The sequence below is a fragment of the Vibrio sp. Vb1018 genome (assembly GCF_033338775.1).
Taxonomy (GTDB): Bacteria; Pseudomonadota; Gammaproteobacteria; order Enterobacterales; family Vibrionaceae; genus Vibrio; species Vibrio alginolyticus.
The window spans coordinates 41,306-54,158 of record NZ_JAWOTI010000030.1 but is presented as its reverse complement, the minus strand read 5'-3'; the positions used below and the strand labels follow the sequence as shown (position 1 = coordinate 54,158).

Below are 12,853 nucleotides of genomic sequence, written 5' to 3'. Positions count from 1 at the left end.
GGTTGAAAGCACCGGTCTTGAAAACCGGCATACGTTAATAGCGTATCTAGGGTTCAAATCCCTATCTCTCCGCCACTATTAAGAAGCCTCGCTAGAAATAGCGAGGCTTTTTTCATTTCCGTACATCTTTATTACTCTATCTGTGCTTGCCAAAAATCAATTCCATATGCGATCTACTTTTCGACAAAGTAATATTGGTATCGGTATTGGTTGTGATGTTTTGATTTTTGCTAAGAAGTGCAGTTGCCTCTAAAGCTGTTCATCCTCATCACTGCATGCTGTCCAGATAAGGTTGTTGGAGATGCTTTGTTAAGTTGTTGAACCATCTATTGCCTTATCGTTCTCTTAAAGCACTACCATTGCTTCTCTAGCCCCTTTTACCGGATAGACCGAACATAATAAGCATACTAAAATAGCCACTGTTTCACTGATGTATCTTTTTGTTTTGCTCAGTCTAGCGATGCGTGTGCTCTATTGCCTAAATCTAGCTACGTCTTAAAACCATACATCAACAGGCTAAAGTTACGTATTCCTGCATCTTTTAAAATTGTTTTTGGATTCTGCTGGAATGACAGGATCAGAGTAGTCAAAAGAGAAGAGTGAAAGTGAAACGATAGTGAGTTGCTAGGAAGTTGGAAATTACTTGGGAACCAATGAATTTGATAAACATATTGATGTAAGGACTAAAGGGTTAATAGCAGGCAATAAAAAAGCCGACAGTGAGCTGCCGGCTTGGTTAGATGACTGCTACTTAGTCGTTCTGGACGAGCGTGAGAGCTTTACGAGAGACTTCGTGAGCAGCTTTGGTTAGATTTTGCTTCTCTAGTGTGTCTGCTAGGAATGCATAGTCAGAGACGTCAGAGCGAAGCTTTAAGGCGATCTCAAAGTGATCTTGGGCTTCTTGCCACTTCTCTTGACGGAAATAGAAGTGCGCTAATGCGCTATGGGCAGCGGCGTTATCCGGTTCTTTCTTCACTACGCCCTCTAAGAAGACCACGACAGGGTGGGTATCTGGCAGATTTAGATCTGGCAGTAGTTGATAAAGCTCTGGGGCAGGTTGTTTTTTTAATGCTTCTTTTAGCACGGTAAAGGCTTCTGCATCAGCTTTTCGTGTGATGAGTTCTCGAGCAAAACAGGCAACGAGGTGTGTGTCTTGTTTCACTTTACGTGAGAGACTATTCCAATGGGAGATTAGCCCTTCGCTACCTTGTTGTTGCGCTACTTCATGGAGTAAGCCGCACTGCGCCTTTTGAATCAGCTCTGCATGTTCTTCTTCCGTGATGAGTTTTGCTTTGGTTAGTTGTGGCAAGAGGTCAATAAGAGGTTGCCACAACTTTAGCTGCATGTACGTTGTTTTCAGCAAGTTCAATACAATAGAGTTACTCGCATACTGACTTTTTAACGATTGCAAGGTATCGAAAGCGGACTCGAACTCGTTGTCGCGGATAAATTGTTTCGCTCGAGTCAGTTCTACTGCGAGATGGGCGTTCTCTTGTTGGCTCGCTAGCTCTAGATAGTGATCTCGTTTTGCTTTATCACCTTGGCCTTGTGCGGCTTCAGACGCAACCAAGTAGCAAAGCAGCGGCATATCGTGATGATTTGCCCAGCGAGTTACTTTCTTCTCAGCACCTTTCCAGTCACCTTCTAGAAGTTTAATAATGCCTTCATTGGTGTATCGGCGGGAATGGCGCATTTTGCGAACACTGAAGTAGTTCCATGTTGTAGAACTAGCATAAACTAACTTCTTAATCAGGTACTCAAGCAGAAAAAGACCTGCGAGTGCAGCGATAACGAAAACCACTAATGTCGTTACGCTCATCTCGATCGTTTTCTCGGCAATGGAGATGAGTACATAGCCTTGCTGACCAGAAAACTGGGTGCCAACAAATAGTCCTGCGCCTAGTACAACAAATAGGAAAATAAGACGAAACATTACTTATCCTCCATGCCTGTCATCGTTGTGACTTCACGACGTAGGCGTTCACGGATGACATCTGATAGTTGAGACTGACTTTGCAGTTTTGTTGGGTATTCCACTTGAATATTTTGCTGACTTAGTAGGTTAACCGTTTTGTTGAACTCTTTAACAGAATTATCGTCTTGGTTGAAGAAAGCTAATGCCCATTTGTCTGCTGTTTTTAGAGACGTGGTGTAAATTTCACCTTGCTCTTGGTACACCGCTTTTATTGCCGTTTCCAATTTGGCTTTGATGTTTTCTTTCAGGTAAAAGTGTTGCTCAGGAGAAAGCAGTGGAATGACGTTACCATCGCGCGTGCGGAAGGTAATGAAGTTTTCTGAAAAGTCCTTCAAAGAGGTCATTAAGTTATCTTGCCAGTTTGCGATATCTTCAGACACTTCAGTGTTTTCTACGGCTTCAGCTTCAGGTAGCAGTGCATTGGCGAGAGGGAGCTTGTCTACTTGCTGTTGTAGGGCAGTTAAGCGTAGTACCAATCCATCACGGTCAATCAGCGGGATAGTGCGAAGTTTGGTGATATCGTTCGCCATTGCTTTACGTAGTTTGACGAGGCTAGGGTCATTCAGTGCTGCAATGCGTTGGTCTGCACTTTCCATCAGTTGAGTCGCGCTTTCTACATCGTGCTCTAAGAACAATTTACGACCAGCTAATTTGACAAGGTAATCGGCTTCCGCTAATAACCAGTCGTTTGGTCGACGACCTTTCACATCGGCAACGGCGAGCTGTAAGCTTTCAATGCTCTTCTGTTGCTGTCCAAGTACCACTTCCGCTTTGTGTGTCACGGTTGTTGCTTTCTCGATGGTTTCTTCTTGTACCCGGCTGAGTTCTTGCTTCATGGAAGCTTGAGTGCTTTCTAGCTGACTTTTTAGTTGGGCGATCTGCGCTTGGTAATCGGCTTGCTGTTGATGCAGCTTGTACGCGAGGCCACCGCCAAAAATAATCGATAAGATGATAGCGACCGTACCTAGTTTGACACCACGTTTACCTTGTTTTTCTTCAAACTCGACTTTGGTTGGCTCTGCTGTTTTTGGGGGCTCGGCCGCTTGTGGTTGCTCTTTTTTAAGGTCCGCATCCTGCTGCGATGTGGTTTTTTCGACTAGCGGTGCCGATGAGGTTTCTTCGGAAAGGTTTTTATCGTTATTTTTTTGGTCGTTATTTTTACTTGTCATGCCTATATCCTGTGTAGCTAGGGCTGGAGAGCCGCCAGTAATTCTTGGTTGGATGCGCTTCCCGTGCATCTCACGCGAGTGAACCCCCTTTGAATTGCGATGTCAGCGATACGCTGACTGGGGATATACAACTCTTGTTGATTAAGCCAAGTCAATTGCTCCGACGTCAATTGGCTGCACAAATAATCCAGTTGTTCACCACTGGTGACAATAATCTGGTTAATTTGTAGGTTTTTCCATAGTGAGATACAGCTTACTGGATCGAATGGGATGAATTCTCTCTTGTAAGTCTCACTATAGTGAACTTTTGCGCCACGCCTCACCAATGCATCTTTGATCAGCTCTCTTCCGCCGTTACCACGAAGGATAAGAACTTGTTGTTGTGCCACATTGTTGAGCTCTGGCAGTCGCAATAAGTGTTCACTATCACTGACTTGGGGATAGTGTACTTTCTGTTGGGTACATTTGCTTAAATAGTGTGCTGTTTTTTGACCAACGGCAAGGTAAATAGCTTGTTTCGGCCATGACATCCCGTTACTGGCTAAGATTTGCTGTGCACATTGCACGGCATGTCGACTAACAGCGATAACAATTTGAGCTTGATGTAGATGTTTAGAGAGGTGCGTGTCCGTGAGATCGGCGACAATGTCGATCAGAGGATGGTGATATGCGGAAATGCCGTGCCTTTCGAGCAGAGAGCAAAGCGCGTTGCCTTGCTCTCCCGGCCGAGTGACCAACACTGCCATGGTTATTCGTGATCTGCGTACAGCTTAGTTAGGATTTCACGAGCGCCGTTATCTAGCAGCTCATTGGCTAGCTGCACTCCTAATGCTTCGCCATCTTTACGATGGCCACGAATTTCACCACGCACAATTTCGCTGCCATCTGGTTCGCCAACTAATGCGCGTAGCCAAATGTTGTCGCCGTCTAGCAGGGCATAGCTGCCGATAGGTACCTGACAGCCGCCTTCTAGCGTAAGGTTCATTGCGCGCTCACACAAAACGCGGTCTACGGTGTCTTGGTGGTTAAGTGGCTCAAGCAGCTTAAGCAGTCTTTCATCGTCAAGGCGGCACTCAATACCGACAGCACCTTGGCCTACCGCTGGTAGTGATTGCTCTGGTTCGATAAAGCTACGAATGCGTTCTTCAAGCTTCAATCGTTTGAGGCCAGCCGCAGCAAGAATGATTGCATCATACTCACCCGCATCTAACTTACCAAGGCGAGTGCCCACATTACCGCGAAGCTCTTTGATGATGATGTCCGGACGATATTCTTTCAGTTGGCATTGACGGCGCAAACTGCAAGTACCAACCACGGCACCTTGAGGGAGATCATCAATGTGGCTATAGGTATTAGAGACGAAGGCATCACGAGGATCTTCACGCTCACAAATGGTCACGAGGCCAAGGCCTTCTGGGAAATCGACGGGTACGTCTTTCATTGAGTGAACGGCGAGGTCTGCACGTCCTTCTAGCATCGCGATTTCAAGCTCTTTTACGAACAAGCCTTTGCCGCCAACTTTTGCTAGTGGTGTATCTAAAATCACGTCACCTTTGGTCACCATGGTTACTAACTCGACTTCCAAGCCAGGGTGAGCGGCTTGAAGGGCGTCTTTAACAAAGTAAGCTTGCCATAAAGCAAGAGGGCTTTTTCGAGTTGCAATGCGAATCGGTGTGGATTGTGTCATGATCTTCTCAATGCTGTTTGGATTTGGGTTTATCCTACCATTCTCATCAAGAAATGCTTACTGTTAGTTCGTTATCTCTGAAGGCTATGAATGGAATTACATGACGTTATGAAAATAGTGTGACTGGATTCTCAATTAGACTAAGGACTATTATTAGTAATAGGTAATAAGAGCGACACTACCGCGCGATTAATTTTGTGACTAAAGTATGGTTTTGTATCCGGAGTGATACACGGGCGTGAAGCTTTACCCGCACCAATAAAAGTGTTAAATTGATCACGTTTTTAAGCCGTTTTGGTTTAAAACGTCAGCAGATTTTCGTGATTGTTCAACCAAGGAATTCCCCTTGCAGGCTTACACCCAAAAAATCATCCAGCGACTAGATAATTTGAATCAGCAGCGAGTTGATCGCGCGTTGGCGCTTATGGATTCGCAAAGCCAGCAAGTCTTCCACTTGATTCCTGCCTTGTTGAACTACAACCATCCTGTAATTCCTGGCTATTATGATGCCGATGTCCCGTTTGGTGTGCATGGGCTTGAACTAAATAGCATTCAGCAACAATTCATAGATGATATTCAACTTGCCATTGGTCAGCCGCTCAAGACGGTAGAAAAGCCCGCTATATTGGGTTTATACACCATGGGCAGTACCTCCTCGATTGGTCAAAGTACTTCCAGTGATTTGGATATTTGGGTGTGTATCTCGCCCGATATGGATTGTGACGAACGTGAGTTATTGACCAATAAATGCTTACTCATCACGGATTGGGCACAAAGCAAAGGCGTGGAAGCGAACTTTTTCTTAATGGATAAAGAGCGCTTTAGAAGCAATCATTCTGAAGAGATGACGGGTGATAACTGTGGTTCATCTCAGCACTTACTTTTGCTAGATGAATTCTATCGTAGTGCGGTGCGTATTGCCGGACAGCGTTTGTTATGGCAAATCGTGCCGCCAGAAATGGAAGAGTGTTACGACGAGTACGTTTCTCAACTGTGCAGTGATGGTTACATCGACTGTAGTGAATGGATCGACTTTGGTAAATTGAACTGCATTCCTGCTGAAGAATACTTCGGCTCGAACTTGTGGCAGTTATACAAAAGCATCGACTCTCCCTACAAATCGGTATTAAAAGCCATCTTGCTAGAAGCTTACTCGTGGGAATACCCGCATACTCAATTGTTAAGCATCGACACTAAACGTCGTTTCTTTGCCCATGAGCCTGATCTCTATGGCATGGATGCGTACTACTTAATGTTGGAAAAAGTAACCCGTTACTTAGAGCGAATTCAAGACGATACACGTTTGGATTTGGTGCGTCGCTGTTTCTATCTCAAAACCCATGAAAAACTATCTCGTGAGCCGAATGTTGGCTCAGTAGCTTGGCGTCGTGAAGCGCTGAGCGATATGATTGCAAAATGGAATTGGGATGCCAGTGTCGTTGCAGAGCTCGATGACCGCCGTAATTGGAAGGTTGAACAAGTGAAGGTGGTACATCATGCATTGCTGGATGCGTTGATGCAAAGCTACCGTAACTTGATTCAATTTGCGCGTCGTAACGACATCACTTCTGCTATCAGTCCGCAAGACATCAGTATTTTGGCCCGTAAACTCTACGCTGCTTTTGAAGTATTGCCGGGCAAAGTAACGTTACTAAACCCACAGATTTCACCTGATCTGCACGAGCCTGACTTGAGCTTTATCGAAGTGAAAAAAGGGGGAGTGAACAAGTCTGGTTGGTACCTCTATAAACAACCACTTATTGCGCACCGCATTTTGGGGCAACCATATCTAGAGCATCATGAATACTTGAGTAAGTTGGTTGCTTGGGCATTCTTCAATGGCTTGATTACTGAATCGACTCGTTTACATGCCGTGGTACGTGAAGCGCAGCTAGATATTGATAAGTTTTACCAAATGGTGAGTGACTTACGAAATACTTTTGCGTTGCGTAAGCGTCGTCCATCTATGCAGGCGCTAGCGAGTCCTTGTGAAATAAGCCAGCTTGCGATGTTCATCAACTTTGAAAATGATCCGACGTCTGAACTTTCTGGTCGTTCGTTGAAAGTGGATGTTAAGAACACCGATATTTTTAGCTTTGGTCCAGAACATAAAAATTTAGTCGGCAGTGTTGACCTTGTTTACCGTAACTCTTGGCATGAAGTGCGTACGCTGCATTTCAAAGGGGAAACGGCGATGCTGGATGCACTGAAAACCATTTTGGGCAAAATGCACCAAGATGCGTTGCCACCAGAATCAGTGGATGTGTTCTGCTATGCGAAGAACATGCGTGGTGTGATGCGTAATATGGTTTACCAGCTTTTAGCTGAATGTATCGACTTACGCTTGAAACCAGTAGAGCAAGAGAAACGTCGCCGCTTTAAAGCGATGCGTCTTGGTAACCAGACTTATGGGTTGTTCTTTGAACGTCGTGGTGTGTCGGTGCAGAAGCTAGAAAATTCCATCGATTTCTACCGCAGCATTTCTACTAACAAACTCAAAGGCTCGCCGCTGTTAATGCTCGATCGTGAGCAAGAATATCAAATGCCGGAAGCGGTGGATGGGTTTGCCAGTGAAGGTCTGGTGCAGTTCTTCTTTGAAGATAACGAAGATGGCTTCAATATTTATGTGTTGGATGAGTCAAATCAAGTAGAAGTGTATCACCAATTTAGTGGCTCCAAAGATGAAATGATTTCGTCTGTAAACAGTTTCTACACGTCGGTAAAAGACGATAGTCGCGTCGCGTCGAAGTTTATTAATTTTAACCTGCCTCAGTACTATCAAATTATTCACCCTGAAGAGGGGAATGCGTATATCATTCCTTACCGTAATGACGGTTGTTCACCGAGTCGCCCGACCAAAACTGTGAACGCGTAATTAAACCCTTATCAATAAACAAAAAGAGCACTTCGGTGCTCTTTTTGTTTTGGTGACGATTGACCAGTATTATACCCAATCAATGGCTTCGCCCGCGTGCTTTTCACACTCTTGCTTCACCATTTCAAATAGCTCCATACCCGTTTTTGAGCAGGTCCATTTATCTTCAATAAGTTTGAAGTGGAAACCACCAGATTTGGACGCTAGCCAGATCTCATGCATCGGCTCTTGGCGATTAATGATGATTTGGCTGCGGTCTTCAAATTCCAATGTCATTACGTTGCCAGTGACTTCGTAATCAATGTCTGCGCCTGAATCATCGATGGATTCTTCGATGATTTGCATCTGCGCATCCACCAGTTGATGAAATTCAGTATCGTTCATCCGTCTATCCTATTGCTTTTCCTGAGTGTGGTGCGATTATAGGGGGCATTGATTCAATAATCACGATATGCGAAATGAAAAAATTAGTTACTGTGTTGTTTGTGATGGTTGCCGCGACCTTAGCGGGGTGTGGTCAGTCTGGCTCACTATACATTCCAGATGACACTCAACAGAATGAGCAATCACAATAAATAACCGCACCTTAGGGTGAAATTAGGGTTCAGCAGTCGAATAAAATAAGGGAAGCGAATTTTGGATTACTTCAACTATCAGGATGATGGCCAGCTTTGGGCCGAAGACGTCCCACTTCAAGCTCTTGCAGAGCAATATGGCACTCCTCTTTACGTATATTCTCGAGCCACGCTAGAGCGCCATTGGAAGGCGTTTGATAGTGCTGTGGGTCAGCATCCTCACCTGGTTTGCTACGCGGTGAAAGCCAACTCAAACTTAGGCGTATTGAACACGCTAGCGCGTTTGGGATCGGGTTTTGATATCGTGTCGGGTGGTGAACTTGAGCGTGTGATTGCCGCAGGCGGTGATCCGAAAAAAGTCGTTTTCTCTGGTGTTGGTAAAACACCGGCAGAGATGAAGCGCGCTCTTGAGCTAGGTATCAAATGTTTCAACGTTGAATCTGAGCCAGAGCTAGAACGTTTGAACAAGGTTGCGGGTGAGCTTGGTGTGATTGCGCCAATTTCTCTGCGTATCAATCCAGATGTCGACGCGAAAACACACCCTTACATTTCGACTGGTCTTCGCGACAATAAATTCGGCATTGCGTTTGATCGTGCGCCAGATGTTTATAAATTCGCGCAAAGCCTGCCGAACTTGAATGTGCAAGGCATCGACTGCCACATTGGTTCTCAGCTGACCAATATAGACCCATTTATCGACGCGACAGACCGTTTATTAGCTCTGATTGATGATTTAAAAGCACAAGGCATTAACATTCGTCACCTTGATGTCGGCGGCGGTTTGGGTGTGGTCTATCGTGATGAATTACCACCTCAGCCTTCTGATTACGCCAAAGCGTTACTAGGCCGTCTTGAAAATCACCAAGACTTGGAGCTGATCTTTGAGCCAGGCCGTGCAATTGCTGCGAACGCAGGTATCTTGCTAACGCGTGTTGAGTTTTTAAAACATACTGAGCATAAAAACTTTGCGATTATCGACGCTGCAATGAACGACTTGATGCGTCCTGCGCTATACCAAGCATGGCAAGATATTGTGCCAGTTTCACCGCGAAAGGGTGAAGCTCAGACTTACGACTTGGTTGGTCCTATTTGTGAAACCGGCGACTTCTTGGGTAAAGATCGCGCACTCGTTTTGCAAGAAGGTGATCTACTCGCGGTTCGTTCAGCAGGTGCCTATGGTTTTGTGATGTCTTCGAACTACAATACTCGTACCCGAGCGGCAGAAGTGATGGTGGACGGTAAACAAAGCCACTTAGTTCGCCAGCGTGAGGAGCTGACCAGTTTGTGGCAGCTGGAACAGATTCTACCGGAGTAACACACAACAAATGCATTTCCACTTTTCCAAAATGCACGGTTTGGGCAACGACTTCATGGTCGTCGACTGTATTACCCAGAACGTGTTTTTCTCGCAAGACCTGATCCGCCGCTTGGCGGATCGTCATACTGGCGTTGGTTTTGACCAATTGCTTGTGGTAGAGGCCCCTTACGACCCTGAAACCGACTTCCATTATCGGATTTTTAATGCCGATGGTAGTGAAGTTGAACAGTGTGGTAACGGTGCACGCTGTTTTGCCCGCTTTGTTCGCTTGAAGGGGCTGACCAATAAATACAGCATCAGCGTGAGCACCAAGAAAGGAAAGATGATTCTCAACATCGAAGATGATGGGGAAGTGACGGTCAACATGGGCGTACCAGAGTTTGAACCGAACAAAATTCCTTTCAAAGCGAAGCAAAAAGAGAAAACTTACATCATGCGAGCAGGCGACAATACCTTGTTTTGTGGTGCTGTGAGCATGGGTAACCCGCACGTAGTGACCGTGGTCGACGATGTGGATACGGCAGAAGTGGAAACTCTCGGTCCGCTGCTTGAGTCGCATGAGCGTTTCCCAGAGCGCGTCAACGCTGGCTTTATGCAGGTGATGAGTCGTGACCATATTCGTCTTCGAGTTTACGAGCGAGGCGCAGGAGAAACGCAAGCTTGTGGTAGTGGTGCATGCGCGGCAGTCGCGGTTGGGATTCTGCAGGGCTTGTTGGATGAAAACGTTAAGGTTTCTCTACCTGGTGGTGAATTGCGAATTGCATGGCAAGGTCCTGGCAAGCCGTTGTTTATGACCGGACCTACAACGCATGTATTTGATGGTCAATTGTCTTGCTAGTTGAAGAAAAAGGAAACGGTTTGTCTCAAGTAGAAGCAGATGCCTTAACGGCTGAAGTCGTGGCCGAGTACCTCAAAGATCATCCAGACTTTTTTGTGCAACGTCCGGAGCTTGTGGATCGTTTATCTTTCCCACACTCAGACTTAGGCGCGGTATCTTTGGTGCACATCCAAATGAATCGTCAACGTCAGCGCATTGAAGAGTTAGAGGAAGAGATCACTACACTAATGTCGCTTGCGGCGAACAATGATCGCACCTTTTACGAATTTATGGATTTGCAGGGGCAGATTCTAAAGTGTGGTGACTTTAAACAAGTCATTCATTCTATCGAAGATAAAGCCAAAGCATTGGGCTTACGTGCGTTTGTTCGATTGTTTAGTCAATGCGACGCATCAATTCAATTGAGTAAGGAAAGTTATCAACGCTTTGCGACCACTCACTTAAATGGCAAAGATGCGTACTTAGGACGTCTTCGCAAAGTGGATCGTGAAGCTTTGTTTGGCAACATGGAAGTGCCGGAAATGGGTTCCTATGTGGTACTGCCGCTCGTGAAACAGCAAACACTGGGCGTGCTTGCTTTTTCTAGTGAAGATGGCGGCCATTTTCAGCCAGATATGGATACCTTGTTTTTGCGTCACCTATCATTAGTAGTGGCACATCTCGCTCAAACACTGGTATGGCAAAGTTACGATGACGACAACTCCCAACACTCCTCTGCCAAATAGTCTGCAAAAGCCTCTTGAGCGCTTCTATGAATTCTTACGAAGCGAAAAGGGGCTTAGCCTACATACTCAGCGCAATTACAAACAGCAGCTAGAAACTATGGCGCAGCACCTAGCTGAAATGGGGCTCAAAGATTGGTCTCAAGTGGATGCTGGTTGGGTGCGCCAATTAGCAGGTAAGGGCATGCGAGAAGGCATGAAAGCCAGCAGTTTGGCAACGCGCCTCTCATCGCTGCGTAGCTTTTTCGATTTCCTTATTCTGCGTGGCGAGATATCGGCTAACCCAGCCAAAGGGGTTTCAGCACCTCGCAAAAAACGCCCGTTGCCCAAAAACCTCGATGTTGACGAAGTGAGCCAATTACTTGAAGTCAACGAGGACGACCCGCTGGCTGTGCGCGATCGCGCCATGATGGAGCTGATGTATGGCGCCGGCTTACGTTTGGCTGAACTGGTGGGTGTGGATGTACGTGACGTACAACTGCGTAGTGGTGAGCTTCGTGTTATTGGTAAAGGCGATAAAGAACGTAAAGTGCCGTTCTCTGGGATGGCAACCGAGTGGGTCGGGAAGTGGTTACGCGTTCGTGGTGATTTAGCCGCTCCAGGTGAGCCCGCCTTGTTTGTATCTAAGCTTGGAACGCGTATTTCGCATCGTAGCGTGCAAAAGCGCATGGCTGAATGGGGGCAGAAACAGTCTGTCGCAAGCCATATTAGTCCGCATAAATTGCGTCACTCATTTGCGACACATATGCTCGAATCAAGCAATAACTTACGTGCGGTGCAGGAGCTTTTAGGGCACGAGAACATTTCGACGACCCAAATCTACACGCACTTGGATTTCCAACATTTGGCGCAAGCCTACGACCAAGCCCACCCACGCGCACGTAAAAAGAACGGAGAGTGAGCCGAAGTATGAAATTTTATCGCCGTATCGAGCCTATTAAGGCAATGACCTTTGACCTAGATGATACCCTCTATGACAACTATCCTGTGATAGTTCGCATGGAGCGTGAGTTGCTATCTTGGCTCAAGCACCATCATCCAGCGGTTGCTCATATGAACAAAGCGGATTGGTTTGCTCTCAAGCAGCGTGTTGTGCAGCAACAACCCGAGCTGAAGAGCGATGTCACTTTATGGCGTTTAGTGCAACTTCAGCAAGCCTTCTCCCAAGTAGGCTACGACGAAGACGCAGCACATGCCGCCGCGAAAGCCGCAGTAGACGTTGCGTTGGACTGGCGTAACCGTTTTGAAGTGCCGCAGCAAAGCCTCGATGTACTGGAGGAACTCGCGCAGCACATCCCGTTGGTAGCAATCACCAACGGTAATGTGGATTTAGACCGCATCGGTCTTACGCCTTATTTCCAACAGGTACTTAAAGCAGGACCAGATGGATTGGCGAAACCCGCAACCGATATGTTTACTAAAGCGAAGCGATTCTTGGATATTCCTGCGGAGAATATTCTGCATGTCGGTGATCATCTAACCACGGATGTGCATGGTGCAAAGTTGGCTGGTTTTGCAGCCTGTTGGTTTAATGATATGAATAAAAATGTCATTAACCATTCAAAAACACGTACTTTACCTGATATTGAAATCAATAGTTTGCAGCCGTTACTCACACTTTTTTAATTGCTTTCGCATTAATCCATTCTAATCTCATTTTGTGTCTAGAAAAGCAGCGCAAAGCCACGTAAATT

The 12,853-nt window shown here is 46.1% G+C and carries 11 protein-coding genes and 1 pseudogene; 7 read left to right on the top strand and 5 right to left on the bottom strand.

The window, feature by feature from the left end:
• Nucleotides 1-751 precede the first annotated feature (751 nt).
• From R7Z10_RS22020 to hemC, 4 genes are read right to left on the bottom strand one after another with little or no spacing between them, the layout of a single operon-like run.
• Nucleotides 752-1,933, bottom strand: a complete 1,182-nt coding sequence (locus R7Z10_RS22020; protein ID WP_042523916.1) for a heme biosynthesis protein HemY — start codon at nt 1,931-1,933, stop codon at nt 752-754.
• Nucleotides 1,933-3,144, bottom strand: coding sequence for a uroporphyrinogen-III C-methyltransferase (locus tag R7Z10_RS22015; RefSeq protein ID WP_005378751.1), 1,212 nt, complete (start codon nt 3,142-3,144; stop codon nt 1,933-1,935). The genes R7Z10_RS22020 and R7Z10_RS22015 overlap by 1 nt, the downstream gene beginning before the upstream one ends.
• 17 nt (nt 3,145-3,161) lie before the next feature.
• Complete coding sequence (locus R7Z10_RS22010; protein ID WP_005383386.1) at nt 3,162-3,890, bottom strand: uroporphyrinogen-III synthase; 729 nt, start codon at nt 3,888-3,890, stop codon at nt 3,162-3,164.
• 2 nt (nt 3,891-3,892) lie between these two features.
• Nucleotides 3,893-4,831, bottom strand: coding sequence for a hydroxymethylbilane synthase (gene hemC, locus R7Z10_RS22005; protein WP_104979848.1), 939 nt, complete (start codon nt 4,829-4,831; stop codon nt 3,893-3,895).
• A gap of 346 nt (nt 4,832-5,177) precedes the next feature.
• Here hemC and R7Z10_RS22000 point away from each other — a divergent pair, with 346 nt between their 5' ends.
• The gene (locus tag R7Z10_RS22000) at nt 5,178-7,706 is read left to right on the top strand and encodes a class I adenylate cyclase (RefSeq protein ID WP_054702152.1); all 2,529 of its coding nucleotides are present in this window, start codon (nt 5,178-5,180) and stop codon (nt 7,704-7,706) included.
• 69 nt (nt 7,707-7,775) lie between these two features.
• On the opposite strand, the gene cyaY is transcribed toward R7Z10_RS22000, so the two are convergent.
• On the bottom strand, nt 7,776-8,090 hold the full coding sequence (gene cyaY, locus R7Z10_RS21995) for an iron donor protein CyaY (protein ID WP_017636091.1): 315 nt from the start codon (nt 8,088-8,090) through the stop codon (nt 7,776-7,778).
• Here cyaY and R7Z10_RS21990 point away from each other — a divergent pair.
• From R7Z10_RS21990 to yigB, 6 genes and pseudogenes are all read left to right on the top strand, one after another.
• A pseudogene (locus R7Z10_RS21990) lies at nt 8,070-8,281 on the top strand (lipoprotein). The gene cyaY and the pseudogene R7Z10_RS21990 overlap by 21 nt on opposite strands.
• A 61-nt stretch (nt 8,282-8,342) precedes the next feature.
• The gene (lysA, locus tag R7Z10_RS21985) at nt 8,343-9,596 is read left to right on the top strand and encodes a diaminopimelate decarboxylase (RefSeq protein WP_005378745.1); all 1,254 of its coding nucleotides are present in this window, start codon (nt 8,343-8,345) and stop codon (nt 9,594-9,596) included.
• A 10-nt stretch (nt 9,597-9,606) separates the two neighbouring features.
• Nucleotides 9,607-10,437 (top strand): diaminopimelate epimerase, encoded by an 831-nt coding sequence (dapF, locus tag R7Z10_RS21980; protein ID WP_005378744.1) that lies wholly within the window; start codon nt 9,607-9,609, stop codon nt 10,435-10,437.
• Nucleotides 10,431-11,162, top strand: coding sequence for a DUF484 family protein (locus tag R7Z10_RS21975; protein WP_017636089.1), 732 nt, complete (start codon nt 10,431-10,433; stop codon nt 11,160-11,162). The genes dapF and R7Z10_RS21975 overlap by 7 nt, the downstream gene beginning before the upstream one ends.
• Nucleotides 11,128-12,060, top strand: coding sequence for a tyrosine recombinase XerC (gene xerC, locus R7Z10_RS21970; RefSeq protein ID WP_064368853.1), 933 nt, complete (start codon nt 11,128-11,130; stop codon nt 12,058-12,060). The genes R7Z10_RS21975 and xerC overlap by 35 nt, the downstream gene beginning before the upstream one ends.
• 8 nt (nt 12,061-12,068) lie before the next feature.
• Nucleotides 12,069-12,785: a 5-amino-6-(5-phospho-D-ribitylamino)uracil phosphatase YigB gene (gene yigB / locus R7Z10_RS21965; protein WP_053350826.1), complete on the top strand. Its 717-nt coding sequence runs from the start codon at nt 12,069-12,071 to the stop codon at nt 12,783-12,785.
• Nucleotides 12,786-12,853: the final 68 nt, after the last annotated feature.

What these genes read in the sequence shown, in the direction of transcription:
- cyaY (WP_017636091.1), bottom strand. Translation starts at nt 8,090, where the DNA reads ATGAACGATACTGAATTTCATCAACTGGTGGATGCGCAGATGCAAATC.
- dapF (WP_005378744.1), top strand. Translation starts at nt 9,607, where the DNA reads ATGCATTTCCACTTTTCCAAAATGCACGGTTTGGGCAACGACTTCATG.
- R7Z10_RS22020 (WP_042523916.1), bottom strand. Translation starts at nt 1,933, where the DNA reads ATGTTTCGTCTTATTTTCCTATTTGTTGTACTAGGCGCAGGACTATTT.
- R7Z10_RS22010 (WP_005383386.1), bottom strand. Translation starts at nt 3,890, where the DNA reads ATGGCAGTGTTGGTCACTCGGCCGGGAGAGCAAGGCAACGCGCTTTGC.
- R7Z10_RS22015 (WP_005378751.1), bottom strand. Translation starts at nt 3,144, where the DNA reads ATGACAAGTAAAAATAACGACCAAAAAAATAACGATAAAAACCTTTCC.
- xerC (WP_064368853.1), top strand. Translation starts at nt 11,128, where the DNA reads ATGACGACAACTCCCAACACTCCTCTGCCAAATAGTCTGCAAAAGCCT.
- hemC (WP_104979848.1), bottom strand. Translation starts at nt 4,831, where the DNA reads ATGACACAATCCACACCGATTCGCATTGCAACTCGAAAAAGCCCTCTT.
- yigB (WP_053350826.1), top strand. Translation starts at nt 12,069, where the DNA reads ATGAAATTTTATCGCCGTATCGAGCCTATTAAGGCAATGACCTTTGAC.